A 25,194-nucleotide genomic window follows, 5' to 3' on the forward strand; every position below is an offset into this window, starting at 1 on the left:
GGTGTCAATTCTCAGGTGATCCGCTGATTGACCTTAGCTACTCAGCCGATCACCTGAGAATTGACACCAACCTCGTATATGACCCCCACTGAACCGAATCAACCGCTGCAGGAATCGCCTACCGGTTACCATCCCGGTAGTTTGCGCGATGTGTTTACGCCGCGCCATAATTACCGGGTCACGCCTATTCTGATGCTGGTGAACATCGCCGTGTTTGCCATAATGGTTATCTCGGGCGTTAATTTCATGAATCCATCTGCCGAAGACTTGGTGCAGTGGGGTGCCAACTATACGGCCTTCACCAGAGCCGGTGAACCGTGGCGGCTACTGACAGCCTGCTTCTTGCATATTGGCATTATTCACCTGGCCGTCAATATGATGTCGCTCCGCTACCTCGGTATGCAGATCGAACCGTTGCTGGGAAGCTGGCGATTTCTGGTTGCCTACATCGCAACCGGCTTAACGGGCAGCCTGGGCAGCTTATGGTGGCACGACGTGGCGGTTAGTGCGGGTGCATCGGGGGCTATTTTTGGTATTGAAGGCGTGTTACTCGCTTTGGTCATGACGAACCTCTTCACCGACGACGTACGTAAAGCGTTACTCAAAAGCACACTTTCGGTGGTTGGCATTAACCTGCTGATCGGAATGAGCATTGGGGCCGACAACGCTGCTCACATTGGCGGGCTGCTCGGTGGTATAGTATGCGGCATGGGCTTTTACGCCGGTATTCGCGCCGAATTGGGGTGGCCCGTTCCTAAATGGATGACAGCAACCTGGTTCGCTATAGGGTTACCCGTGGCTATGGTAATCGTAGCGGCACTGCTGATTTTCTAGGTACGCTAACCACAGAAAAGCCCCGGCCTGTTTGTCAGTGCCGGGGCTTTTTGCGTTTGTTATAGGGTAAACGACCGCAGAGGGTTTTTAGTTTACTACTTGAAAAATTGAGCGATTATTTTCCATTATAGTTCTCAAAATCGCCAGGTTTACCTGTCCAGGCTGCTAAGTAACAAAAATGGCCACCATCAGGTAGGCTGATGGTGGCCATTTTCCGAAGGAATTGATAGACGCCTAATAGCTTGAGCTAGCGTGTCTGTTGTCAGTATTCGTCTTCGTTGAAGAAGAAGTCATCTTTGGTTGGGTAGTCCGGCCAAATTTCCTCAATGCTTTCGTAAGGTTGACCATCGTCTTCCAGTTCCTGAAGGTTTTCGACCACTTCCAGTGGGGCACCCGACCGGATCGAGAAGTCAATCAGTTCATCTTTGGTGGCAGGCCAGGGGGCATCTTCAAGATAGGATGCTAATTCGAGAGTCCAGTACATAGTAGAAATCTAGCTGATTTAATGTCAGTAATTTTGAGGGTGCAAAAGTAAAAAAAATCACTTGTGCAACACGGCCCGCGTGCTTTTTTTCAAAAGCTGTTTTTGAGCGGGTTATGCCTTAAACGGGTTCGGTGGGGCAATGTTATAAAAACCAACCAATTTTTACACAGTTAACTTACCAATTAAACGATCTCTTTCCCGTCATCTATGGTGCATACGCTTCAAAATCAGTCACTCCGAGTCAGTATCCGCGATCAGGGAGCTGAACTTACATCGCTTTTTAATCGGCAAACGGATACCGAACATCTCTGGCAAGCCGACCCCGCCGTGTGGCCCTGGCACGCGCCCAACCTGTTTCCGGTGGTGGGCGGACAGGCCAACGACCAAATCATAGTTGACGGACAGACGTACCCAATGAAGCGCCACGGCTTTGCCCGGACGTCTGAATTTACTTGTACTGAGTCTAGCCCGACGTCGGCATCGTTTGAACTCCGCGCTACAGAAGCCACAAAAGCGGTGTACCCGTACGACTTCGTATTTACGATTTCGTATACCCTCACCGGGCCGGAACTGGCCATCACGTACCGGGTTGCCAACGAGGGGGACGAACCCCTGTTCATGTCAGTGGGGGCGCACCCGGCGTTCAACGTACCTTTTGCTGACGGAGAGACGTATACGGATTACTACCTCGAATTCGACCACGACGAGGCCCTGGAATCGAGCCTGCTTGGTGCCGACGGGTTACTGACCGGCGAGACCAGTCACATCGGCCTGACGAATCGCCAGTTGACCCTGACGCCCGACCTGTTTGCAAACGACGCTCTGGTATTGTTAAGCCTTAAGTCGCGTCAAGTGACCTTGAAGAGCCGTAAAAATGGACACGCCATCGGCCTCGACTTCGCCGACTTTCCATTCCTGGGTTTGTGGGCCAAACCTGGCGCCCCGTTTGTGTGCATCGAACCTTGGCTGGGCGTGGCCGATACGTCATCGGCACCCCGCTCGTTCGACACCAAACAGGGCATCCAGCATGTACCTGCTAACGAAACGTTTACGGCGCAGTATTCAATTACGGTTGGCTGAGGTAAAGCGATAAAAAAAGGGAGCTATAACAACGGAGTTACGCATGGGTACCACAGAGTTATACAAAGCCTCTTCTTCGCTACGCTGAGCACAAGTCTCTGCGTAACGCCGTGTTATACTCCCTTCGTCAACTCCTTAAACACCCCTTCCAGCGAGGTTTCCTGCTGGCGGAGGCCGACGAGCGTCAGGCCCTGATCGGCGGCGAGGCGGAAAATAGCGGCCCGCAAATCAGTGTCGGGGGTAGCAGTGAGGCGATATTGGCCGGACCCAACCTGAGCGACCGACAACACACCGGGCAACGTACCCAGCACCGTTGAATCGGGCAAGTCGTTTTCAAACTCGGCCAGGTACGTTGCCTGTTGCGCCGATTGTCCACGAAGTTGCGACAACGGGCTATCGGCAACGATTTTCCCTTTGTTGATGATGATAACCCGGTCACAGAGGGCTTCTACCTCCTGCATGATGTGGGTTGAAAACAGCACCGTTTTATCACGCCCCACGGTTTTAATCACCTGCCGAATGTCAGCGAGCTGATTGGGATCAAGCCCGGTCGTAGGCTCATCGAGGATCAGTACGGGCGGGTTGTGCAGGAATGCCTGCGCCAGCCCCACGCGTTGCCGGTAGCCTTTCGAGAGTTGCCCAATGCGTTTTCCCTGTTCATTCGTCAGTCCCACCTGCTCAATCACGTCGGCAATTCGGGTTTTCAGGGAGGATCCGCTCATGCCGTGCAGTTCACCGGCGAAACGGAGGTATTCTTTCACGTACAGATCCAGGTAGAGCGGGTTATGCTCGGGCAGGTAGCCAACACTACGGCGCACCGCCATCGGGTCGGTTTGCACATCATGGCCGCTAACCAGCACCGTTCCCTCACTAGGAGCGAGGTAACCCGTCGCAATTTTCATGGTCGTTGACTTACCTGCTCCGTTGGGGCCCAGAAAACCGACAATTTCGCCGGGCGATACCTGAAAACTGACGGAATCTACGGCCCGTTGCTGGCCATATTGCTTAGAAAGATTGGTGATCTGGATAGACATGTGGCAAAAAAGGGCAAACTCTGCCTATTTTTAACGAATCATCAAGGCAAAATTGTAAAAAGAGTCTGGCGAATTGCGGAGTACCGAGTCTGGATAGTCACCTTACCATTTGACTAAATCGATTATACAGACTTGGCACTCCGCACTTCTTCAGACTTCTAACTAACGACTATCCAGACCCGCCACTCAGCACTTCTTCAGACTACTTTTTATGAGCGACTCTATTTTCCGCAAAAAGACCGTAACCCAGATTTTGAGTGATGCCGCCGGGAGCGAATCCAGCAAGATGGTAAAAACGCTGGGGGTTCGTGACCTCACCTCGTTTGGCATCGCGGCCATCATTGGTGCCGGTATTTTTAGTACCATTGGCCTGGCCAGTTACAATGGTGGCCCGGCCGTGTCGCTGCTCTTTGTGTTTACAGCCATTGCCTGCGTATTCACGGCGCTTAGCTACGCACAATTTGCCAGCACGGTGCCCGTCAGCGGCAGTGCCTACACCTATGCCTACGTGGCTTTCGGCGAAATCTTTGCCTGGGTCATTGGCTGGGCGCTCATCCTCGAATATGCCGTCAGCAACATGGTCGTGGCTATTTCGTGGTCCGAATACTTTACCTCAATGCTCAGTGGCTTCGGCATCACGTTTCCCAAATACTTCGCCACCGACTACGGATCGGCCCATCGCGCCTTCGAACTGGTAGAACAAACGAAACTCGCCGGCACATCGCTCGACACGCTTCCCGAAAATACCCGCGTGCTGGCTCAGGCCTGGACCGATGCGCCAATGCTGGGCGATTTCCACGTAATTGCCAACCTACCTGCCGGTACCATTACGGTCCTAATTACGGCACTTGTATATATTGGCATTAAAGAATCGCGAGCAGCCAGCAATATTCTGGTGGTTCTAAAACTGGCGGTGATTGCGCTGGTGATTGGTGTGGGCGCGTTCTACGTAAAGCCAGCCAACTGGTCACCGTTTGCGCCGAACGGCGTAGCAGGTGTGTTGAGCGGCGTAGCCTCGGTGTTCTTCGCCTTCATCGGCTTTGACTCTATTTCGACCACGGCTGAAGAATGCAAAAACCCACAACGCGACCTGCCACGCGCCATGCTCTACTGCCTCGCGATCTGTACAGTACTCTACGTGCTGATTACGCTGGTGCTGACGGGCATGGTGAACTATAAGGAACTGGGCGTGAGCGATCCGCTGGCGTATGTGTTCCAGAAAGTCAATCTCGACTTTGTTGCGGGCGTTATTTCGGTGAGCGCTGTGGTCGCCATTACCAGCGCGCTGCTTGTGTACCAGTTGGGTCAACCCCGAATCTGGATGACAATGAGCCGCGACGGCCTGCTGTGGAAACGCTTCGCCACGATTCACCCCAAATACAAGACCCCTTCGTTTGCGACCATCGTTACAGGTTTCCTGGTGGCGGTTCCGTCGCTGTTCATGGACCTTAAATTCTTTGTCGATCTCACCAGCGTAGGTACGTTCTTCGCGTTCATCATGGTCTGCGGCGGTATTTTGTTCCTCGACGCCAAAGGCCTCACGGCGCAGTCGAAGTTCAAAGTGCCGTACATCAATGGCAAATACCTTATTGGCGGGGTACTCCTGCTTGTGATGGGGTATGCGCTGACAACCGGCGATCTGATTCAGACGCTGGAGAGCAAGCCCTTACTCATTGTTTTCTGGGGCGTTTGGGCTGTTCTGGCCGTTCAGGGTTTCCGATACAACTTCTCGTTACTGCCCGTCATCGGCGTACTAACGAACCTCTACCTGATGACCGAACTGGGTGCCAGCAACTGGCAAATCTTCGGCATCTGGCTCGTCATTGGCTTAGCCATTTACTTCACGTACGGCTTTAGAAAGAGCAAACTGGCGTAGGTCCCTCACCCCCACCCCCTCTCCCACGTTGGGAGAGGGGAGCCACTTCGGCGTAGCTCTGCCAGTTAGCAAAGCTGCTGTAGAGTAACTCCCCTCTCCTGTAGGGGGCGGTCCGCCGTTGCGGGAGGGGTCGGGGGTGAGGGAAAGTTCTACCGAATCCTCCAGTTTACGCCTAGCTGGTAACTGTGGAAAGTATCGCTGTAGGGGGAGGTCGAGAGTTGAATCAGGTCGCGCTGGTAACGGAGGTCGAGCGATAGACTTTTGCTAAACTGGTAATCAGCGCCCAGCATCAGCCCGCTGTTGGTGCGCGGATCGATTTCGAGGCTGGGACGAGTATCTGATGTAGATGTTCCTTCCAGCATAAAAGCTAGGTAAGGGCCAGCATACAGATGCAGGCGTTCGGCGGCTTCGTGGCGGAACAGGAGCGGTACCTCCAGGTACGTTACATCGACTTGCACGGTACTTCCACTACGCGTACTGGTTTTGTAGCCATCGTTCCGGTAACCGCGCTGGGCGTAATTGACTTCGCCTCGCATGGCCCAGGTGAGCGATAGTGGATACTCGGCCCATAATCCGGCTACGAATTTGGTTACGTTGCGCGATGATGCGCTTGAACTGCCGTTTTCCCCTACCCGACTGGCCGCCACGCGCACACCCCAGGTCAGCGGTTCGCTAAACCCAGCGCTTACTCCTAATGAATCGCGGGAGATATTGAACCGGTATGACGTGCGTACACCCAGCGTAGTCGTGGTCTTTTCGTTGGCGGGCAGATACGCCACGGCATTGACACCCACCGCCCAGCGCGACGATAGTCGAAAATCGTAGCCCGCCGCCAGCATCGGCATTATGCGGCTTTGATCGGTATAGGTTGGCAGCGCATCGTAATAATTATCTGGTCCCGGCTGTTCACGGAAAATACTGTCGATGTTCACTTCGCGCCGCCGTTGCAACGATAGTCCAGCCTGAACTTTCAGCTGGTGCCGCTTCATAAAAATGGGCAACCAAACGGCCGACAGATCGGTCATGCGTTCCTGACGGTTGTAGTAATCCAGAATGGCGTCTGGGCTGAGTTGTCCATACCTGTTTTGTAGCGCGCTGAACGGGTCATTGTTAGCAGAGCTGCCCCAGCCAATACCCAACGCAACGCCTAAGCGGGGCCGAATATAAGCTGTCAACTGCTGACGTACCTGCCAGCCTTTCCGATAAGGGGCCGGTAATCGGAGACTCGACACGCCCGTTTCAGCTTCAAAGCGAAAAGAAGATTGCGCAATGGCTGAGTACGTTGCCAGGCAAATGAGGAGAAGAAAGAGAGGTTTCATAAAGTGGTATGTTAATCGAAACTGCGAAAGCCGTGTAGCACCGAAGCACCAGCCTGGGGAGTAAGGAACAGCCCTCTTTAAAACCGATACCCGGCTTGTAAACCGAATGAACCAAAATCGGGAGTGGCGCGTAGCCATGGGCCAATGGCCAGCCGGTCGGTGGGCAGGAACTGGTAATCGAGGCTGGCCATTGGTGCGGCTTCAAACCCGTTCTGGCGCGAACTGGCCGTTAAGTTCACTGGTCTGATTACCATTGTTTGTCCATTGACCGTTACGGTGCGGTAACTACCGCCACTACTTACTCCCCCGCCAACGTAACTCAGTTGGGCACCAACCGTTAATCCAATGCGATGCTGGCGGCTATAGACGGGGAGTACCCGAACACCAGCCAACAGGGAAACCGTATTGGTTGCTGAGAAACCACCGGTTTGAAATGCCGAAGAAGGCACGGGTTCAAAGCCACTCAGGCCGCGCATATAGGTAAGGCCAACCGTCCAGCCGAGGCGGGGTCGCACATACCGAGTATACCGATTTTCATAGATGAACTCACTACCTATGTCTTCGAGCAGTATACCCACGCCCACACTAAACTCGTTGCGGATAAAGGGAATATCGCGCTGGATGCGGGCGTAGGCTTTGTTTTTGCGGGGGGCCAGCAAATGGCTTTTTAGGGGGAACAGTTTGTAGCCCACGCCTAGCGACCAGAAAGCGTACCGTTGCTGAATGGCGTAGGTACGTCCCAGGTACGTTGCTCCATCGATTACAGTCGAGAGGCCGGGATTGTAGGTTAGGTCCAGCGTCAGGCCACCTATGTCGGCACCGATGCCGACCTGCGCTTCGAGTAGATTCTTCTTCAAAGCTTTTCCAGCTGTTTCGTTGAGGCGGTAGTAGTCCGCTTCATATTGTAACCGCTCACGCGATGACGGATTTTGCTCCGCTTGTGCCAACGCATCTAACCGGGTAATGTCGGCGGTGTAGTCGCGGTTAGTCCAGTTATTGGCCACACCAACCAGCCCCGCGCTGAGCCGAAGCCAGGGCAGCGGTTTGTACCCCATGATCAACCGGGCATCATACCGGCGGGAACTGCTATACGACGGTCCCGACCCGGACCGGGTATTTACGCTAACATTGGCGGCGTAGCTTTTCCCCTGAATGGCATCCAGTTCAGCGTACCAACGTGGGCGGTCATACCGGGCGAAAACACCTAGTCCGCTGATCGTAGCATCGCCATCGGCTACGGTGCTGATGGAGCCGATAGGCAGTACGGCTTCGTCGCCGACGGTCAGCACGCGGCTCAGACCGAGGTAGGCTTTGGGGCCGAACGACCATTCCTGAGCCGTCGATGGGGTAATCAGGAGCAGACATAGTAATCCACTCAGGAGGCAATTTAAACGCGAGTACATGGTTGTGGTAATTAACGGTTGACGAGGGACTTATCACTCTGAATGAGCACATTGGCGTAGCTACTGCGGATGACCAGCTCAATTTTCCGGCCAGGCGGCTCGTACGTAAAGGTCTGCTTGCTGCCAAACTTGCCAAGGTCATTCGCTACGCCGTCGGGCACGCGGATGTCGGCGTAAGTGGTGATCACGTCGTAGCGGAAGTCGGTGATACTTCGGGTTTGGATGGTCGCTTCTGCCCGGGCGGCTTCGAGCGAGAACGCCTTCATCGTCTGCGGATTGGGCTGAACCAGCAGTTTACCGTAGTGACTCGTGAGGCGGCACGTTCCACCCAAGTCACGCAGTACTACGTCGGCTTTCTCGGATTTGATCGTCAGCACTGCATCGATGCTGCGCCCTTCTATATCGCCATAGCTGGAGGTGATGGCTAGTTTCCCGGCCATGTCGTCGAGCGTTAGTTTGCCGAACTCGAACTTCAGCGTTACGTCGCCCGCCAGGCCGTGTAGCCCAACATCACCGAAGGAATTGCCGATGGTCAGCACCGCTTTCTCAGGTACGTTTACTTCGTAAATGGCTTTCAACTGACTCTGTGCTTTGCCACTCCCCGACGGAATTACGACCCGGTTCGACAGGTCCAGCGCATTGCCGTTGGCCTGGAGCGTATACTGATGATAGGCCACTTCGCGCTCGGCTACGAACTTGTCGGGATGTTTAGCTACCAGCCGAAGCCGGATCGACACCGTTGGGCGATTCCAGCCCCGAACGGTAACATCGGCTTTCTGGGCGTTGATTCGGATCGGCTGTCCGGCGGTGTAAGGCAGGTCTTTTTCGACCACCTTCGTCACTACCTGGACCGGCGTTTGCGCCCGGACCAGCAGCGGAAGCCACAGCAGGAAAATGAGAAAGAGTCGATTCATGATCGCAGGAGCGTTATGAGTTCTTTGGTTACGTCGGCCCGTTGATTTTCAATTTTCACCTGTGCCTGTACCAGTGTCGGGTCATGGCCAAAGCGCTCACGTTCGGCGGCCAGCCGCTGCTGTTCAACAGATAGTTCACCTAGCTGTGCCCGCAGTTCGCGCACTTCGGGCCGCTGACAGGCCAGCGCTGCTTCTTCGCACTGCCGGTTGATGAACTCCTCGGCCCGTTGGTCTGCCGGGCTATCGGTTGCTGGTTCCGCGTCGGCAGGCGTCCATTCCGTTTGTTGCTCCACCGTGTATTCGATGCGTTCAACAGGCTGACTCGCCGAGTACCTGAATACCCACGTACCTAGCATTAGCAAACAGGCGGCTGCAACGCCAATCCCCATCCAACGTACCTGACCAAGTCGCTGGCCGAGTCGCCGAATTGGCGCTGATTCAACGGCGGGATGCGTTCTAACAGGCGTTTCGTCCGAAATTTGGTCGGCCGCCAAGAGCGCATCGTCGATGCGTGCCCACAGATCTGTTTCTGGTTCAAAATCGGGCAATTCGTTGATTACCTGCGCCAGCCGCTCGTCCGATTCCAGATCAGCTTCGATGCGGTTCCAAAGACCGGGCCGGGGCTCGTATTCGGGGAGGCGGGATAAGAGATCGTTCATGATAGCCGCTGTCTAAGTAATTTCTTCGCGTAGCTAACCTGCGATTTCGACGTACCCTCGGAAACGCCCAGCATCGTGGCGACTTCGTGGTGCATGTACCCTTCTACTTCCACCAGCAGGAAGATCGTCCGCGCACCATTGGGCAATGACCGGATGGCCGCGTCCAGTTCCGCGCCCGTCATGGTGTCGGGCAACGCCGCAGGCTGATCGTGCCGGGTTTCGTCGATGGTTTCAAAGCGGCCTTCGAGCTGCTGTTTCCGAATGGCCTGCCGCACCACAATCGTTTTGATCCAGGCTCCCAGCGTTGACCGGAAGGCGAATTTATCCAGGCTACGAAAGACCTCAACAAAGGCGTCTTGCAATACGTCGTGCGCATGGTCGGGGTCATTGGTGATCCGATAGGCAGTTGAATACATGGCCCGCTTGTACCGATCATACAACGTCCGTTGCGCCGCCCGCCGATCAACCACCAGCTCGCCAAGGCACTGGCCGACCAATTCGCGTTCAGATATGTCAGGTAGAGTGGCCAGGCGAAACATCGTTTTAGAAGCTACACGACAAAGTGCAGCCTGACCATCGATTGGTTGGAAAGGGGAGGCAAAAAATTTTATGTTTCGAGTGCTCTGTGCGCGGGTTATCCCCAACTCCCTAAAGGGGGCTAACCCGCCGCGATGTTATGCCGCAGCGCAGTAGCCCCCTTTAGGGAGTTGGGGGTAACCCGCACCCTTGAAACCTGAAACTCTTCTTACTTCTTTCCGAAGATCAGCACGTGTTGCTGGGGGAGGCGACTATCGTTTTTAATGAGTTTCAGGCCGAGGGAAGCCATTTCGCGGTTGGCCTGCATGACGCTCATTTTGTGGTGTTCCTTGATGGGTACGTTCGGATCTTCGGCGCGGTATTCGACCAGTACGATTCGACCACCAGGTTTCAGCGAACGGATCAGCGCAATGCCCATTTCGCGGGGGTTCGAGAATTCATGGTAGGCATCAACCATCAGGGCCAGATCGACGCTGCTGGCGGGTAGCTTAGGATCGGTGATAGTGCCGAGCACAGGCTCTACATTAGGTACGTTCTCCTTTTTCTTACCCTCGTTGAGGTATTCGATCATCTCAGGCTGAATATCCACCGCCAGAACTTTGCCTTGCGGGACGGCCCGCGCCAGCCGGAAACTGAAATAACCAGTTCCGGCACCAATATCGGCCACTACGTCGGTTGGCTTCAGATCAAGGGCGGCCAGCAACAGATCGGTGCGCTCTTCCTGCTGACGTTCGGGGCGCTCGAGCCATTCGGCTCCGAGGTGGCCCATCACCTGCGAAATCTCCCGCCCCAAATACACCCGACCAATGCCGTCATAAGCAGGCGTTCTCTCGGAATAAAATGACGATTTAGCACTTGACGAAGGAGCTGAATCGGGCTTATTGCCCGTTTGTGTTTGCGCCGTAGACTGTGGGCGGTTGCAGGCAACAAGGCCAATCAGAAGAGCACAAAGAAAGTTCGTTCTCATGGAAGGGTTCGTTATGATGAGACTGTTCCGCCGGCGAAAGCCAACGCCATCGAATAATCATCTATTGACAATAAACCACCTTTAATCGGGCTTGTTCAGCCGTTTAAGCCATTCCTCCTAAACCGATTACCTACACATTCCGGAAACGGCTATACTTGTGCTATGAACACGTACCAACCCGGTCTGCATGTGCTGGCAACGTTCGAGGCCCCCGTTGATCGGCTGACCGATGTGGAGGCATGCCGCACGGTATTCGACCGGTTGATTATAGAGCTGGGATTAACCAAGGTGGGCGAGGCGTATCATTCGTTCGAGAATGGCGGGTTTACGGCGGTCGTCTGCCTGACCGAGTCACATGTGTCGATTCACACCTGGCCTGAGTTTGGCCGCGCTACCTTCGACGTATTCCTATCGAACTACCTGCGCGACAATTCAGAAAAAGTGCGTCTATTTTATGCCAATACCCTGCGAGCGTTCGCGGGTACGGAACTCACGCTTCAGACCGTTAGCCGATGACCAATTCGCTACCTATCGATGCTCAGCCCTGGCCCACGCCCGACACGGTTACCTGCCCCAACTGCTCAACCGAACTGACGTATTATGACCCAAACAGCTCGTTCTACGGTTGCCCGACCTGCAAGAAGCTGTTCAAGGCAGAGTATGACAACAAGCCGGAGGTTATTCCGCACACGCGTCCTAATCAAAACGAAACCATCCACATTGCCATTGGTACCGAAGGTTACCTGAACGGACTTTGGGTACGTCTGGTGGGGGTTATGGTGAAGCAGGAAAAAGGCACCAACTATCAGTGGCGCGAATACATACTGCTGCTGAAAGACGCCACCACGCGCCAACTGGCCGAATTTAACGGACACTGGATGTGGATTGGTCCCGCTGCCAACCCACATACGATCACGACATTCGACGACAAAGCAACGTTTTCCGGCAATGATGATGAATACCGACTTTACGCCCGCTATCAGGCTGAACTGATCACGGCCGTTGGCGAGTTCGACTGGAATATGCTGGACGATGAATCACTGACGATCGAGGAATACATCAATCCGCCGAAGATGCTGGTCAATGAGAAAGACAACCGGCGAAATGATTGGTATGAAGCAACGTACCTATCGAAAAAAGACGTTACTAAAGCTTTCGGGCTTGACACCAACAGCCTGCCCGACCCCTACGGCGTGGGTGCTATTCAGCCCAACAACTTTGCGGAACGGTGGCCGGCCATCTGGCAGTTGACACTGCTGGCGATCGTTGCCGTGATTGGCATTCATGTGGTGAATCTCGCTTTTCGACCAGCGAAGAAGGTACACACCGAAACGTTGACCAGCGCGGCGCTTTTTCAGTCTGGTTATGAATCAACAGCTACCAGAGCAGTTCAACGATCCATCGACTCAGCTAAAGTGGCGCAAACCCAGCCAACGCCCAAAATGGTACGTACCCAGTCGTTCGTCATTGACGGACCAACAGCGGTCGACATTGATTTTAGATCTGATGTCGATAATACCTGGGTTGAATTTGCTACCGAGCTGGTAAACGAGCAGACAAACCAACGGTATATTTTCACCGAGGCGGTTGAATATTACCACGGGTATTCTGACGGTGAAAACTGGACGGAAGGCGGTACAGAAAGTTCGGCTACGCTGTCGAAAATCCCAACGGGACAGTATCATATGGAGATCACACCGTACACCCAATATGGGCAACCGCTGTCTTTTTCGGTGAAAGTGGGGCAGAACACTTCTCTAATCAGTAACGTGCTGCTGCTAATTGGCTTGCTGGCGCTGTACCCAATCTACATTCTGATTCGCGGGAGTGGCTTTGAGACGTTACGCTGGCAACAGAGTGATTTTGGGCCACAAGACGCAGAAGAATGATGCCCCCCAACCCGCACAAAAAAGACCATATGTTACCGAAGATTGTCTCCGCTATTACTAAATCACCGATCTACTTTGGCGTAGTGCTGGCGCTGCTGGGCTTCTTTGCCTGGGCCGAATTTACAGGCAACCGCCTCATCGGTGACGATAACTACGAAACTGAAAAACACGGATACGGCTCCGGTTCGGGCGGGCGCAGCGGCTATCGTGGACGGACCGGCTTTTATCATAAATAACCCCTCTTTCGCATGGAATACCTGAACATGAAGGCCATTGTTGCCTCAATTGTGTACTCGCTGATTGGCATCGTGATCCTGGTTGTCTCGTTTGTAGTCATTGAGAAACTGGCTCCGGAACACCTCTGGAAAAAGATTGTCGAGGAAAAAAACGTGGCCCTGGCCATTATGGCTGCTGGCTTTATGCTGGCCGTGGCCTTCATCGTCGGTATGGCGTCGCATGGTTGACCAGCCAACACAGTCGGGCAGCGGACGGGGTGGGTCGATAGCGGAGCAGGAATCGTCGCGGCAATGGCTGTTGTTACTGTCGGTCTTTGTTATTGCCACCTGCGGACTCATCTACGAACTCATTGCCGGCACACTCGCCAGCTACCTGCTGGGCGATTCCGTCACGCAGTTTTCGACCATCATCGGCACGTACCTGTTCGCAATGGGCGTGGGTTCGTGGCTGTCGAACAGACTCGACGGCAACCTGCTGCGCTGGTTTGTCCGCATCGAAATTCTGGTGGGCCTTGTCGGTGGGTTCAGTGCGCCGCTGTTATTCGTGCTGTTCGAATATGTCGTGTCATTTCGGGTGGTACTCTACACGCTCGTGGGTCTGACGGGCGTGCTGGTGGGCCTCGAAATTCCGTTGCTGATGCGGATTCTCGAACACCGCGTGGCCTTCCGCGATCTGGTGTCGCGCGTGTTCACCTTCGATTACATCGGTGCGTTGCTGGCTTCGCTGATCTTCCCGCTGGTGCTGGTGCCCATGCTCGGGCTGGTGCGCACCTCCCTCCTTTTTGGTCTACTCAATGTGGGCGTGGCCGTTTGGTTGCTGCTCCGTTTCCCCGAAACCCGCCCCTTTCGCCGGGGTCTTCTGTCGGCAGCTGGCTTGGCGGCACTGGCGTTGCTGGCTGGCTTTGCCGGGGCCGAACGGATCATGTCTTTTGCCGAGGCGGCGACCTATCAGAGTTCGGTGATCTACAGTAAAAGCACGCCTTATCAGCGAATTGTGCTCACGCGCAACGCCCGCGACCTCCGTCTCTTTCTGAACGGCAATCTCCAGTTCAGTTCGGCCGACGAATACCGCTACCATGAAGCGCTAGTGCATCCGGCTATGCAGGCGAACCCAATGGCTACACGGGTACTGGTACTGGGCGGCGGCGATGGACTGGCGGTGCGCGAACTGCTTCGTTATCCGCAGCTTACCAACATAAAGCTGGTTGATCTGGACCCCGGCATGACGCGACTTTTCCAGGAAAACACGCTGCTGACCAGCCTCAATAAACGGTCGTTGCTATCACCGAAGGTGCAGGTCATCAACGCCGATGCCTACGGCTGGGTGCGTGCCGACACAGCCCGCTACGACGTGGTGATTGTTGACTTCCCCGACCCGTCGAACTACTCGATCGGGAAATTGTACAGCACCGCTTTTTACCGCGAATTGGCGCGACGGCTGGCACCGGGTGGGGTCGTTGTGGTGCAATCGACATCGCCGTTTCTAGCCCGTCGATCGTTCTGGTGTGTAGTGCACACGATGCAGGCCGAGGGATTTCAGACATTGCCGTATCACGTCTACGTGCCGTCGTTTGGCGAGTGGGGGTTTGTGCTGGCGTCGCTGACTGATACGCCCCGGCCACGTACCCGCAACGTACCGGCCGACCTCCGCTTCTTTGACGCCAACAGCCTGCGCCGCCTCCGCGATTTCCCACCCGACATGGCCGACGTACCGACCGACCTCAACAAACTCAACAACCAGGCGCTGGTGCAGTACTTCGAAGAAGACTGGGGCGACGCCGGGCAGTGATGTACCCTCACCCCCGGCCCCTCTCCCCCTACGGGAGAGGGGAGCTACTCTACAGCAACTTCGCTAACTAGCAGAGATACGCCGAAGCGGCTCCCCTCTGCCAACGTGGGAGAGGGGCTGGGGACGGTCCGCCGCTGCGGTGAGGGTAAACTAAACAACAACAATGAACCGACGTCAATTTATTCAAACCAGCGCCGTGGGCGTATTCACAGTCCCGCCCCTGTTGCAAAGCTGCGCGACATCGGCTGGTGGTGATGCGTCAGGTATGTTGGCAGCAAACATTGACTGGAACAACGTACCTGGAACGTTACTGGGTCCGAATGCAAAGGCAGGGCACTGGCTTCGGCAAACGCTGGCACCGGCAACTGACGTGGAGCCGGAAGAATACGATGTCGTGATTATTGGCGGTGGCATCGCGGGCCTGTCAGCGCGGCGGTGGCTGTGGCGGGCAGGCATTAAGCATACGTTGATGCTGGAACTGGAGGCGCAACCCGGCGGCAATTCCAGTAGTGGCAAAAACGACGTATCCGCTTATCCCTGGGGGGCGCATTACCTGCCGGTTCCCGACGTTGGTCATACCGAGCTGATTGATTTTTTACGAGAAATCGGGACGATCACGGACTTTATGGCCAACGGAACGCCGGTATACAACGACTATCACCTGTGCCACGACCCTGAAGAACGGTTATTTCTGGACGGCCGCTGGCAGGATGGGCTGATTCCAAAAGAAGGCATCCCTGAAGCCGACCAGCAGCAGATTGTCCGCTTTCTGACCCTGATCGAGAACCTTAAAAATGCCAAAGGAAACGATGGTCGCGACGCCTTCACCATTCCTCTCGATCGCTCCTCGGCCGACCCGGCATACCGACAACTGGATACGATGACCATGACGCAGTGGCTCGATCAGCAGGGGTTTAGCTCAACGTACCTGCGGTGGTATGTGGCTTACAGCTGCAAAGACGATTACGGCAGTACGCCCGATCAAACGTCGGCCTGGGCCGGGCTGCACTATTTCGCCTCGCGTAAGGGAACAGGCGCGGATGCCAATGGGGAAACGTTGACGTCAGCGGTGCTGACCTGGCCTGAAGGCAACGGATTTCTGATGAATCAGTTACGCCAGCAGGCCAACGCCCCGCTCCGGTTACAAGCCGTCGCCTACGCAATCGACCTATCTGACGCTACTAGTGTTAAGGTGTCGGTGACCAACGTACCCACAGGGAAACAGACAGTGATTCGGGCTCGGAAAGTATTGCTGGCAGTGCCGCAGTTTGTGGCGAGTCGGCTGCTGACGGGGATCGACTCACCTCGAACGGCTACCGGCTTCCACTATGCGCCCTGGGTGGTGGTGAACCTGACCGTCGATGGGTTGCCCCAGACTGCTGGCAAGTCGCTTTGCTGGGATAACGTGTTGTACGGTGCCGAATCGGTTGGGTACGTATCGGCGAATCATCAGCACCTCACCGACAGCCCCCAGCGTGTACTCACCGTGTACCGCCCCCTGACCGGCACCGATTCGGCGGAGGTACGTCGACGCGCGTATCAGACCACACGCGAAGAATGGCTGCAACAAACTATAGTGGAGTTAGAAACGGCCCATCCTGGCTTATCGACGCATATTCAGCAGGCCGACGTTTGGGTATGGGGACACGGCATGATTTCGCCAACGCCCGGTTTCGTGTGGGGTGAAGCCCGGCAAAAAGCCAAACAACCCGTACAGAATCGCATTCATTTCGCGCACAGCGATTTAAGCGGTATTTCTATTTTTGAAGAAGCCTTCTCGCAAGGTATCCGTGCGGCGAAGGAAATGATGGGGGTTGACGGTGCGTAAGCTGATTGATGTAGCTTGATGTATTCTGCTCTGCCACCACACCATCAAGAAAACAGAATAGAGAACATGTCCTGGATCAAATCACCGGCTTACGATAGTGCGTTTATCCTGGCTCCGCCGTTTGTGGCGCTGGGGGTGGTGGCGTTGTTGCCCGAGCAGTACGGCCAAAGCAGCGCCATGCCCGTATATGCCTGGGTGGGGCTGGTGTTGCTCATTGATGTGGCGCATGTGTATAGTACGCTGTTCCGCACCTATGCCGATTCGGCACGGTTTCAACGGCAGAAAATGACGTTTCTGCTGGTGCCGGTGCTCTGTTATATGCTGGGTACGTTGCTGTATAGCCTTGGGGCCAACTGGTTCTGGCGGGGGTTGGCCTATGTGGCAGTGTTCCATTTTATCCGGCAGCAATACGGCTTTCTGAAACTGTACAACCGCCATACGCGAACCACCCGCCTCGACACACTGACCATCTATGCCGCGACCCTCTACCCTATTCTGTGGTGGCACTTGACGCCCGACCGCAATTTCAATTGGTTTGTCGACGGTGATTTCTGGCAACCCAACCTGCCAACACCCACGGCTAACACGCTCAAACTGGTGTTGGGCGTTGCTTACGCTGGCCTGATGCTCGCTTATGTGGGGCAGGAAGTAAGACAGTTTATTCAGTATAGAAAGTGGAACGTACCTAAACAAGGGCTGGTGCTTGGCACAGCGCTTTCGTGGTACGTGGGCATTGTCTGGTTCAATGGCGACCTAACGTTTACATTGCTCAACGTGGTAGCCCACGGCATTCCGTACATGGCCCTGATCTGGGTGAGTAACCGCCGAACGATGCCGGTCCAATTACAAACGAAAATTTGGGGCGTGTTCCTGTTCGTAGGCTTGTTGGTACTGCTGGCTTATCTGGAAGAGGGACTGTGGGATGGGCTCGTCTGGCGCGATCATGCCAGTGTATTCGGTCCATTTCAGCACTTACCCACGCTGACCAATTCCGGCTGGCTAGTGCTGATCGTTCCCTTGCTGGCCCTGCCTCAACTAACTCATTATGTGCTCGACGGCTTCATCTGGCGACGGGGCGATTTACCCTCAACCCGCGACGGCGGACAGTCCTAAGGGGGCTAATGCTCCGATTAGGACGTTCCACCGTCGCGGGTTGGGGTGAAAAACTAAGCTGGTACTAGGCCGTGGGGGTCTAATACAAACTTCTTGGCGACACCGCTGTCGAATTCAGCATAGCCTTCCGGGGCCTGATCGAGCGTAATCACCTCGACATTTACGGCTTTGGCAATCTGCACTTTATCGTACAAAATCGACATCATCAGTTGGCGATTATATTTAATCACCGGCGTTTGTCCCGTGAAGAACGAATGGCTTTTGGCCCAACCCAGTCCGAACCGGATCGACAGATTACCCGTCTTGGCTGTCGATTCTTCCGCACCCGGATCTTCCGTCACGTACAGGCCGGGAATACCAATGGCACCACCCGCGCGGGCAATTTCCATCAGTGAGTTCAGCACAGCGGCGGGCACTTCTTTCTGAACCTGTCCACCATGCCCCCGCGCTTCAAAACCAACGCAGTCAACGGCGCAGTCAACTTCGGGAACGCCCAAAATCTGAGCAATCTGGTCGGCCAATGATGCATCTTCGTTTAGATCGACGGTTTCGCAGCCAATCGATCGGGCGTGAGCCAGACGTGCTTTGTTCATGTCGCCCACGATGACTACCGCCGCTCCCAGCAATTGCGCCGAGGCCGCTGCTGCCATACCGACCGGACCAGCTCCGGCAATATAGACCGTAGTTCCTGGGCCAACACCCGCTTTGACGGCACCGTGGAAACCCGTCGGAAAAATATCGCTCAACATGGTCAGGTCACGGATTTTAGCCATCGCCTGCTCTCTGTCTGGGAAACGCAATAGGTTGAAATCAGCGTACGGCACCATCACATATTCGGCCTGACCGCCAATCCAGCCGCCCATGTCGACGTACCCGTAGGCACCGCCAGCGCGAGAATCATTGACGTTCAGACAGATGCCCGTTTGTTGCTCCTTACAGGTACGGCACCGGCCGCAGGCTACATTGAACGGAACCGAAACAATGTCGCCAATATCGAGAAACTCAACGTCAGCCCCCTTTTCAATCACCTCGCCCGTTATTTCATGGCCAAGAATCAGCCCCGGCTCAGCCGTTGTGCGGCCACGGACCATGTGCTGGTCGCTGCCACAGATATTGGTTGAAATCACTTTAAGTATTACCCCATGGCCAATTTTCTTGCCTTTGGGGTTTGCCAGCTCGGGGAAGTCGATGTTCTGTACTTCTACGTTGCCCGGGCCGGTATACACGACACCACGGTTACTCGCCATACTGATCTGCAGTTTTGTACTGTGACGTAAAATCGATTATCAACTTGGTGTGGTTATTCGGTTTGCCCTGCTACCCGAAGTAACTGGAGCAACCGAAAAGACTACTGAAGTGCGTCGACCCCGGCCTGAGCCACTATATGGTCATTCTCGACAGTGCTGCCCGATACACCGATACCACCAATCACCTCACCGTTGGCCCCCTTGATGGGAATACCACCGGGGAACGTGATTAGACCACCGTTCGAGTGTTCGATGTTGAAGAGCGAACCGCCTGGCTGTGAGGCTTGTCCCAGGTCGCCCGTATTCATATCGAAGAAGCGGGCCGTTTTTGCTTTCTTGATCGAAATATCGACCGAGCCCAGCCACGCACCATCCTGACGGGCGAAAGCAACCAGATTGGCGCCCGCATCAACAACGGCAATGTTCATTTTCAGGCCCAATTCGGTTGATTTGGCTTTGGCAGCTGCGATCAATCCTTCAGCCTGTTCTAGTGTGATTCCCATGTTCTGTAACAGAGTTAGGTTAAAACCAATTAACCCTATAGACCATACTATGTTTTTAGTGACCCAGCGATTGAGCGTAGTTAGTAGTGGCCTTTACCCTAGTCCTGGACTTTGACGAACATATTTCCCCCGAATGGCTGTTACTTTTGCACAGCCATGATCACAGAACAACCACTTGAATCCCGCATTCAGTACGAATACAGCCCCGGCCATTTTAAGGCGTCGGAGCCGAACGTGTATGATCCGGAACAACTCGGTGAAGGTGAACTGATTCTGAACATGGGGCCGCAGCACCCCAGCACCCACGGTGTGTTGCGGCTCGAGATTGTTACCAGCGGTGAAATCGTGACCGACGTGGTACCGCACCTCGGCTACCTGCACCGCTGCTTCGAGGCCCACACGCAGAACGTGCCGTTCAATCAGGGTATTCCGTTTGTCGATCGGCTCGATTACCTGGCGGCGATGAACGGCGAGCACATCTGGGCAATGGCTGTAGAACGGATGCTGGGTATTGAAAACGACATTCCGAAGCGGACCGAGTACATACGCGTGCTGGTGGCCGAACTGAACCGCATTGCCTCGCATTTTGTGGCAATTGGTACATATGGACTTGATATTGGTGCGTTTACGCCCTTCCTCTGGCTTATGCGCGACCGGGAACACATACAGCGGTTGCTGGAATGGGTAAGCGGTGCCCGCATGCTCTACAACTATATCTGGATCGGCGGCCTGTTCTATGACCTGCCCGTTGGTTTCGAAGAACGGTGCCGCGAGTTTGTCACGTACCTGAAACCCAAGCTGGTTGAATTACAGGATGTGCTAATCGATAACGAGATATTTCGTAAACGGACCGGCAACGTAGGCGTGTTACCTCTGGCTGTGGCGATCGATTACGGATGTACTGGCCCTGTACTTCGTGGCTCGGGCCTGCGCTATGACCTGCGCCGGGTTGATGCGTATTCGGTTTATCCTGAACTGGATTTCGAGATTCCGATCGGTACTGGACAGGCGGGCGCAGTAGGCGATTGCTGGGACCGGAACTACGTACGCGTTCGCGAGTGCTGGGAGTCGGTTCGCATCATTGAGCAGTGCCTTGACCGGCTAACCACCGATCATAAGCGCACGCCGGACTACAATCCGCAGGCGATGGTCCCGAAAAAAATCCGGCCCAAAGCAGGAGACTATTATTTCCGGGGCGAAAGCGCGAAGGGTGAACTTGGGTTCTTTTTCCGGACCGATGGCCGGTCTGATATTCCGGTGCGTTCGCACTGTCGGTCGTGCTCATTTCATAACCTGTCAGTCATTTCTGAAATAAGTCGGGGCGGCATGCTGGCCGATTTGGTGGCCGTTATCGGTTCACTCGATCTGGTGATGGGCGAGGTAGACCGGTAGCCATTTTACGGCACCACTCACACCTTCACTTTCCCGCTTATAGTCTGGGTCAGTTCAGGCGTTTCGGTCTCCAGCGGAACGGTCACGACAATACGTGTACCCATGTTGGGTTGCGATAACAACCGCAGAACGCCGTTCATCAGGCGAGCGCGCTGACGCATGTTGTGCAACCCCTGTCCGTTCACAACGGCATCGCCCTGAGCAGGCCCTACTCCACGACCATTGTCGCTGATAGCCAACAGCAGGCGGTTTTCACGAACACGGAGTTCGATATCAACATAGCTTGCTTCAGCGTGTTTGATGGCATTGGTGAGCGCTTCCTGGGCAATTCGGTACAAACCGATTTCCAGGCTAGGATGCAGGCGGGTATCGGCTCCTTGTGAGAGTACACGGATGGTTAAACCCGACTGCTGGGCTGATTGCTCAGCCACGTAACGGAGGGCTGGTTCGAGGCCAAAATCGCTCAAAACGGGCGGCATCAGGTTGTTCGACACATGGCGTGTTTCCTGAATGATCTTAACCACTAGCCCTTTCAAACTGGCGTAGGTACGTTGTTCATTATCAGGAAGCAAATGGGCCGAGCGCAGGTTTTCAGCCAGCAATTTCAGGCCAGTCAACATTTGCCCGATACCGTCGTGCAAATCACGCGAGAGGCGCCGACGCTCTTCTTCCTGTCCCTGTACCAGCGATGCCATCCGAATACGCTGTTCACTCAGTTGCTGCTGGTGCCGCAATCCTGATTCGCGCAGAAGCTGTTGCTGCGTCTGTTGAAGGGTCATGTTTGTTTCTAGCAGCGCTTCAGTTGCCTGTTCAGCCTGCTGACGAGCCGCGATAAGCTGCGTAAATGTAATGCGTAGCGTTTGCACTACTGGGTGAAAAATCAGAAGCGCTTCGAGCAATAAAATCAGAAGCGTAATGACCATCAATACTCGCTCTATACCCCGCAAAACCTCGATCTTCTGTTGCGCCTCCCGCTGATATTGCCTTACAATTGCGTCCATCTGGTTAAGAAACTGCCGCTCGTGAGCTAACACGGCATCTACCGACTGCCGTCGCTCGGCGACTGTCAGTGTTGGCTGTTCCAGCAGATAGTGTGTTTCAATCCGGATGGTTTCGAAGTGCGGCTGTATCTTCCTGAACATCGCGTTAATGGTGTCACTATTCACCTGCGTCCTGTTCAGTTCCACCAGATTACCCGTTCGAAGCTCACGGTGATAATGTTCCCAACTGGCCAACACCTGAGTTAACTCGGCAACTACTTCATGATGATTGGCCAATGCAGCCTCCGTCGTCAGCAACAGCACGTCTTTAACAATCGTTTGGCTCTGAAAGCGTTGTCGACCCGCATAATTCACGAGCCAGGAGTCGTTCTCCTGATCGTTCAGTTGGCGTTGTACCAGCACTTGGCCCCAGATAGTCAGGCCTGCCACAAGTGATAGTGCGAACAAATAACGATAGGTGAGCGAGTGTGTGGGCATAGGCAACAGCTTCATTGATAAGCTAATATACGGAGCCTGATCCTGTTTCCCTATGTGTTCATAAGGCCGCACAACCAAAACAAACCTGCCGGACCATTCCTACATGTACTACTCAAGAGAATAGTCTATCGATTAACTACACTTTGTCATCATAATGACTCTGCATTGATCGCCTACAATCAAACTTTAAAATGTTCTACAAAAACTACATATTATTCGAAAAAGGACGATTATTAGCGAGTATGATCGGCTACTCACGCATCGAGGCTAATCGAATCAGTCTGGTGAACCCCAAATTGATTAGTGAAGACCTGACAAGAAAAAGGCTAATATGTATAGTGACTAGTAAACATTTACCACTCCTTTGCTTGGCTGTACCCTGTCAGTTAGTTGTGTAGTCGCCAGGATTTTTGCCTTATTTTTAATCTCCTGACTGCTCCAGGCCTGGCCAACAGGCAGCTACCAGTTGCAATTACCCGTCTCCAGCAACGTTGACCCTACTCGAATCAGACAGCACCAAAAGCAATAAGCAACCAGCTTAGTAAAGCAGTAAGAAAGCAGCCTAATCGCATTCTTGCAGTAGCTTTACAGTGCTATAATGTATAGCTACCTGCCACAGTTAGCCACCACGAACCGGCCAACCGTCATGGGCCAATTTAGCCGGTTTATTTTTCGTTTATCAGTAACTATGCCGTATCGTTTTTTTCTACTTCTAACAACTTTTCTGCCCTGGACGATTGATTCGTCGGCGCAGCGAAATGAGATCCCTTTTCAACAGATCGATCTTCAGAACTTGTCGGCGTTTAAGCCAACGAGCAGCAACTGGAAGGTGGTCAGTGACGTTTTTTACGACCTCAATACGGCTGGCAAAGGAAGTACCAAAGCCGGTACAGGTATTGCCGTCAACGCATTGTCGACGAAGGACAACGGACACCTGTTCACCACGATGGAACATGGTGACGTGCAACTGGAGCTGGACTTCATGATGGAAAAAGGCGCTAACTCGGGCATTTACCTACAGGGGCGCTATGAAGTGCAGTTGTTTGACAGTTGGGGCGTTAAAAGCCCAAAATCAAGCGACTGCGGAGCCATTTACGAACGCTGGGACGAAAGCCGCCCCGACGGTCGGAAAGGGTACGAAGGCCACCCACCAGCGCAGAACGTGAGCAAAGCACCTGGCTTGTGGCAACACCTGTCGGTTACCTTCCGGGCACCCCGTTTCAATAGCAGCGGGCAGAAAATTGCCAATGCGCGCTTTCTGAAGGTTGTTCAGAATGGGGTTGTTGTACAGGAAAACGTAGAAGTGACCGGCCCTACCCGTGCCGCAGCCTTCACCGACGAAAAGCCAATCGGCCCGCTGATGATTCAGGGCGACCACGGGGCCGTGGCTATCCGGAACATCCGCTACAAAGCCTACGGTACCGAACCGGTAACGCTCACCAACATGACGCTGAAAGCCTACGAGGGCCGCTTCAAATCGGTGGAGGATATGGCAACCATGACCCCGAAACGGGAAATGGCCATCGACTTGCTCGCTCACCAGGCCCCCGGCAACCGCGATAAATTCGGCGGCGTCATCACCGGCACGATCCACATTCCCCGCACGGGCCAATACCTGATCGACCTGAATCTGGCCTGGGTTCCGGCCGACACCGACCCCAACAACCCAAACGGGTCAGGCCAACTGACCATTGCTAACAAACCGGTGTTTACCATCACGGGCAAAAACGGCGGCACGGCTTCGGCCATGGTTTCGCTCGAAGCTGGTGACCACCCACTTACGCTGGCATACTTCAAAAATTTCGGTCTGTGGTATGCCCGTACCAACGACATTACCCTCTCGCTCGAAGGCCCCGGCGTGCAGTACACCACGCTGAATCCAGTTATTCTGGCGCAGGACCCCGTTGGCGAAATTGCTTTACTAGCCAAAAATGAGCCAGTCATGCAGCGTGGTTTCGTAAACTATAAAGGTGCCAAACGTACCCACACGATCTCGGTGGGTGAGCCGGGTGAAGCCAACTACAGCGTCGATCTGAGCAAAGGTGAATTTCTGCAAGTCTGGCGGGGCAACTTCCTCGAAACAACGCCTATGTGGTACGGCCGCGGCGAAACGCAGTTATCCGTGCCGCTGGGTAGCGTTATTGACATGGCAGGCAAACCATCCATTACGATCCTGGCTAATCAAAACGCAGCCTGGCCCGACTCCAACGCCACGTATACCAATCAGGGGTACGACCTCGATAAAGCGGGCCGGCCTGTGTTCAAGTACGCCATTGGCACCGCCAGTGTCCGCGAATCATTTGCTACGCAGGACGAAGGCCGGCGGTTATCGCATTCGTTCACAGTGGGTATGGGTCAAGAGAAAGGGCAGTTCTGGTGCCGTGTAGCCGAGGGCAGCAGCATTACGCAGCTTGCCAACGGCTTGTACGCCATCAACGATAAGCAGTACCTGATTGAACTGCCAACAGGCGAGAAACCCCTTGTTCGCACCACACCGCAACGTACCCAGGAAATGCTCATTCCCGTAAAAGCTACGGCCGGAGCTACCGGTACCGCTACGTATTCAATTATCTGGTAAATACCCCCAACCCTTTAAAGGGGCTTCTGTGCTG

23 protein-coding genes are annotated in these 25,194 nt (G+C 54.4%); 12 read left to right on the forward strand and 11 right to left on the reverse strand.

Annotated features, from left to right (window positions below):
• Positions 1-78 precede the first annotated feature (78 nt).
• Positions 79-834, forward strand: coding sequence for a rhomboid family intramembrane serine protease (locus tag F7231_RS07905; RefSeq protein ID WP_166691504.1), 756 nt, complete (start codon positions 79-81; stop codon positions 832-834).
• Between the two features lie 262 nt (positions 835-1,096).
• Here F7231_RS07905 and F7231_RS07910 read toward each other — a convergent pair whose 3' ends face one another.
• Positions 1,097-1,318: a DUF2795 domain-containing protein gene (locus tag F7231_RS07910; protein ID WP_015329640.1), complete on the reverse strand. Its 222-nt coding sequence runs from the start codon at positions 1,316-1,318 to the stop codon at positions 1,097-1,099.
• A gap of 207 nt (positions 1,319-1,525) precedes the next feature.
• Between F7231_RS07910 and F7231_RS07915 the strand changes: the two genes are divergently transcribed.
• Positions 1,526-2,398, forward strand: a complete 873-nt coding sequence (locus F7231_RS07915) for an aldose 1-epimerase family protein (RefSeq protein ID WP_166691505.1) — start codon at positions 1,526-1,528, stop codon at positions 2,396-2,398.
• A gap of 113 nt (positions 2,399-2,511) precedes the next feature.
• Here the strand turns inward: F7231_RS07915 and gldA are convergent, their stop codons facing one another.
• Positions 2,512-3,432: a gliding motility-associated ABC transporter ATP-binding subunit GldA gene (gldA, locus tag F7231_RS07920; protein ID WP_166691506.1), complete on the reverse strand. Its 921-nt coding sequence runs from the start codon at positions 3,430-3,432 to the stop codon at positions 2,512-2,514.
• Between the two features lie 211 nt (positions 3,433-3,643).
• On the opposite strand from gldA, the gene F7231_RS07925 reads away from it, so the two are divergent.
• Positions 3,644-5,308: an amino acid permease gene (locus F7231_RS07925; protein ID WP_085412048.1), complete on the forward strand. Its 1,665-nt coding sequence runs from the start codon at positions 3,644-3,646 to the stop codon at positions 5,306-5,308.
• Between the two features lie 149 nt (positions 5,309-5,457).
• Here the strand turns inward: F7231_RS07925 and F7231_RS07930 are convergent, their stop codons facing one another.
• The 6 genes from F7231_RS07930 to F7231_RS07955 all read right to left on the reverse strand — a co-directional run bounded on the left by F7231_RS07930 (position 5,458) and on the right by F7231_RS07955 (position 11,107).
• Positions 5,458-6,627, reverse strand: coding sequence for a porin family protein (locus tag F7231_RS07930; protein WP_166691507.1), 1,170 nt, complete (start codon positions 6,625-6,627; stop codon positions 5,458-5,460).
• Positions 6,628-6,704: 77 nt separating this feature from the next.
• The gene (locus tag F7231_RS07935; protein ID WP_085412045.1) at positions 6,705-8,030 is read right to left on the reverse strand and encodes a hypothetical protein; all 1,326 of its coding nucleotides are present in this window, start codon (positions 8,028-8,030) and stop codon (positions 6,705-6,707) included.
• Between the two features lie 11 nt (positions 8,031-8,041).
• Positions 8,042-8,944 (reverse strand): DUF4097 family beta strand repeat-containing protein, encoded by a 903-nt coding sequence (locus F7231_RS07940; RefSeq protein WP_085412044.1) that lies wholly within the window; start codon positions 8,942-8,944, stop codon positions 8,042-8,044.
• Positions 8,941-9,603 carry a hypothetical protein gene (locus F7231_RS07945; protein WP_085412043.1) on the reverse strand — a complete coding sequence of 221 codons (663 nt, stop codon included), beginning with the start codon at positions 9,601-9,603 and terminating at the stop codon, positions 8,941-8,943. The genes F7231_RS07940 and F7231_RS07945 overlap by 4 nt, the downstream gene beginning before the upstream one ends.
• Entirely contained in the window at positions 9,600-10,142 is a 543-nt protein-coding gene (locus tag F7231_RS07950; protein WP_085412042.1) for an RNA polymerase sigma factor, read from the reverse strand. Before F7231_RS07950 ends, F7231_RS07945 begins: the two co-directional genes overlap by 4 nt.
• A 206-nt stretch (positions 10,143-10,348) precedes the next feature.
• Positions 10,349-11,107 (reverse strand): class I SAM-dependent methyltransferase, encoded by a 759-nt coding sequence (locus F7231_RS07955; protein WP_085412041.1) that lies wholly within the window; start codon positions 11,105-11,107, stop codon positions 10,349-10,351.
• Between the two features lie 162 nt (positions 11,108-11,269).
• Here F7231_RS07955 and F7231_RS07960 point away from each other — a divergent pair, with 162 nt between their 5' ends.
• The 7 genes from F7231_RS07960 to F7231_RS07990 all read left to right on the forward strand — a co-directional run bounded on the left by F7231_RS07960 (position 11,270) and on the right by F7231_RS07990 (position 17,962).
• Complete coding sequence (locus tag F7231_RS07960; protein WP_085412040.1) at positions 11,270-11,623, forward strand: S-adenosylmethionine decarboxylase family protein; 354 nt, start codon at positions 11,270-11,272, stop codon at positions 11,621-11,623.
• Positions 11,620-12,996 carry a DUF4178 domain-containing protein gene (locus tag F7231_RS07965; RefSeq protein ID WP_166691508.1) on the forward strand — a complete coding sequence of 459 codons (1,377 nt, stop codon included), beginning with the start codon at positions 11,620-11,622 and terminating at the stop codon, positions 12,994-12,996. The genes F7231_RS07960 and F7231_RS07965 overlap by 4 nt, the downstream gene beginning before the upstream one ends.
• Positions 12,997-13,025: 29 nt before the next feature.
• Positions 13,026-13,232, forward strand: a complete 207-nt coding sequence (locus F7231_RS07970; protein WP_157510581.1) for a hypothetical protein — start codon at positions 13,026-13,028, stop codon at positions 13,230-13,232.
• A 12-nt stretch (positions 13,233-13,244) separates the two neighbouring features.
• Positions 13,245-13,460 carry a DUF350 domain-containing protein gene (locus tag F7231_RS07975; RefSeq protein ID WP_085412037.1) on the forward strand — a complete coding sequence of 72 codons (216 nt, stop codon included), beginning with the start codon at positions 13,245-13,247 and terminating at the stop codon, positions 13,458-13,460.
• Positions 13,453-15,021, forward strand: coding sequence for a polyamine aminopropyltransferase (locus tag F7231_RS07980; RefSeq protein WP_166691509.1), 1,569 nt, complete (start codon positions 13,453-13,455; stop codon positions 15,019-15,021). The genes F7231_RS07975 and F7231_RS07980 overlap by 8 nt, the downstream gene beginning before the upstream one ends.
• Before the next feature lie 163 nt (positions 15,022-15,184).
• Positions 15,185-16,849, forward strand: a complete 1,665-nt coding sequence (locus F7231_RS07985; protein ID WP_166691510.1) for an NAD(P)-binding protein — start codon at positions 15,185-15,187, stop codon at positions 16,847-16,849.
• A 66-nt stretch (positions 16,850-16,915) separates the two neighbouring features.
• Positions 16,916-17,962, forward strand: a complete 1,047-nt coding sequence (locus F7231_RS07990; RefSeq protein WP_166691511.1) for a hypothetical protein — start codon at positions 16,916-16,918, stop codon at positions 17,960-17,962.
• 53 nt (positions 17,963-18,015) lie between these two features.
• Here the strand turns inward: F7231_RS07990 and fdhA are convergent, their stop codons facing one another.
• Positions 18,016-19,209: a formaldehyde dehydrogenase, glutathione-independent gene (gene fdhA, locus F7231_RS07995; protein WP_085412033.1), complete on the reverse strand. Its 1,194-nt coding sequence runs from the start codon at positions 19,207-19,209 to the stop codon at positions 18,016-18,018.
• 101 nt (positions 19,210-19,310) lie between these two features.
• Positions 19,311-19,712 (reverse strand): GlcG/HbpS family heme-binding protein, encoded by a 402-nt coding sequence (locus F7231_RS08000; protein WP_166691512.1) that lies wholly within the window; start codon positions 19,710-19,712, stop codon positions 19,311-19,313.
• A 156-nt stretch (positions 19,713-19,868) separates the two neighbouring features.
• Between F7231_RS08000 and F7231_RS08005 the strand changes: the two genes are divergently transcribed.
• Positions 19,869-21,104, forward strand: a complete 1,236-nt coding sequence (locus F7231_RS08005; protein WP_166691513.1) for an NADH-quinone oxidoreductase subunit D — start codon at positions 19,869-19,871, stop codon at positions 21,102-21,104.
• A gap of 17 nt (positions 21,105-21,121) precedes the next feature.
• On the opposite strand, the gene F7231_RS08010 is transcribed toward F7231_RS08005, so the two are convergent.
• Positions 21,122-22,582, reverse strand: a complete 1,461-nt coding sequence (locus F7231_RS08010; RefSeq protein ID WP_166691514.1) for an ATP-binding protein — start codon at positions 22,580-22,582, stop codon at positions 21,122-21,124.
• Between the two features lie 688 nt (positions 22,583-23,270).
• Between F7231_RS08010 and F7231_RS08015 the strand changes: the two genes are divergently transcribed.
• Positions 23,271-25,160: a 3-keto-disaccharide hydrolase gene (locus tag F7231_RS08015; protein WP_166691515.1), complete on the forward strand. Its 1,890-nt coding sequence runs from the start codon at positions 23,271-23,273 to the stop codon at positions 25,158-25,160.
• Positions 25,161-25,194: the final 34 nt, after the last annotated feature.

It is taken from the genome of Fibrivirga algicola (assembly GCF_011742925.1).
In the GTDB taxonomy this organism is placed as follows: domain Bacteria; phylum Bacteroidota; class Bacteroidia; order Cytophagales; family Spirosomataceae; genus Fibrella; species Fibrella algicola.

Coding starts and splice junctions, on each gene's coding strand:
- F7231_RS07905 (WP_166691504.1), top strand. CDS start 79: ATGACCCCCACTGAACCGAATCAACCGCTGCAGGAATCGCCTACCGGT.
- F7231_RS07910 (WP_015329640.1), bottom strand. CDS start 1,318: ATGTACTGGACTCTCGAATTAGCATCCTATCTTGAAGATGCCCCCTGG.
- F7231_RS07915 (WP_166691505.1), top strand. CDS start 1,526: ATGGTGCATACGCTTCAAAATCAGTCACTCCGAGTCAGTATCCGCGAT.
- gldA (WP_166691506.1), bottom strand. CDS start 3,432: ATGTCTATCCAGATCACCAATCTTTCTAAGCAATATGGCCAGCAACGG.
- F7231_RS07925 (WP_085412048.1), top strand. CDS start 3,644: ATGAGCGACTCTATTTTCCGCAAAAAGACCGTAACCCAGATTTTGAGT.
- F7231_RS07930 (WP_166691507.1), bottom strand. CDS start 6,627: ATGAAACCTCTCTTTCTTCTCCTCATTTGCCTGGCAACGTACTCAGCC.
- F7231_RS07935 (WP_085412045.1), bottom strand. CDS start 8,030: ATGTACTCGCGTTTAAATTGCCTCCTGAGTGGATTACTATGTCTGCTC.
- F7231_RS07940 (WP_085412044.1), bottom strand. CDS start 8,944: ATGAATCGACTCTTTCTCATTTTCCTGCTGTGGCTTCCGCTGCTGGTC.
- F7231_RS07945 (WP_085412043.1), bottom strand. CDS start 9,603: ATGAACGATCTCTTATCCCGCCTCCCCGAATACGAGCCCCGGCCCGGT.
- F7231_RS07950 (WP_085412042.1), bottom strand. CDS start 10,142: ATGTTTCGCCTGGCCACTCTACCTGACATATCTGAACGCGAATTGGTC.
- F7231_RS07955 (WP_085412041.1), bottom strand. CDS start 11,107: ATGAGAACGAACTTTCTTTGTGCTCTTCTGATTGGCCTTGTTGCCTGC.
- F7231_RS07960 (WP_085412040.1), top strand. CDS start 11,270: ATGAACACGTACCAACCCGGTCTGCATGTGCTGGCAACGTTCGAGGCC.
- F7231_RS07965 (WP_166691508.1), top strand. CDS start 11,620: ATGACCAATTCGCTACCTATCGATGCTCAGCCCTGGCCCACGCCCGAC.
- F7231_RS07970 (WP_157510581.1), top strand. CDS start 13,026: ATGTTACCGAAGATTGTCTCCGCTATTACTAAATCACCGATCTACTTT.
- F7231_RS07975 (WP_085412037.1), top strand. CDS start 13,245: ATGGAATACCTGAACATGAAGGCCATTGTTGCCTCAATTGTGTACTCG.
- F7231_RS07980 (WP_166691509.1), top strand. CDS start 13,453: ATGGTTGACCAGCCAACACAGTCGGGCAGCGGACGGGGTGGGTCGATA.
- F7231_RS07985 (WP_166691510.1), top strand. CDS start 15,185: ATGAACCGACGTCAATTTATTCAAACCAGCGCCGTGGGCGTATTCACA.
- F7231_RS07990 (WP_166691511.1), top strand. CDS start 16,916: ATGTCCTGGATCAAATCACCGGCTTACGATAGTGCGTTTATCCTGGCT.
- fdhA (WP_085412033.1), bottom strand. CDS start 19,209: ATGGCGAGTAACCGTGGTGTCGTGTATACCGGCCCGGGCAACGTAGAA.
- F7231_RS08000 (WP_166691512.1), bottom strand. CDS start 19,712: ATGGGAATCACACTAGAACAGGCTGAAGGATTGATCGCAGCTGCCAAA.
- F7231_RS08005 (WP_166691513.1), top strand. CDS start 19,869: ATGATCACAGAACAACCACTTGAATCCCGCATTCAGTACGAATACAGC.
- F7231_RS08010 (WP_166691514.1), bottom strand. CDS start 22,582: ATGCCCACACACTCGCTCACCTATCGTTATTTGTTCGCACTATCACTT.
- F7231_RS08015 (WP_166691515.1), top strand. CDS start 23,271: ATGCCGTATCGTTTTTTTCTACTTCTAACAACTTTTCTGCCCTGGACG.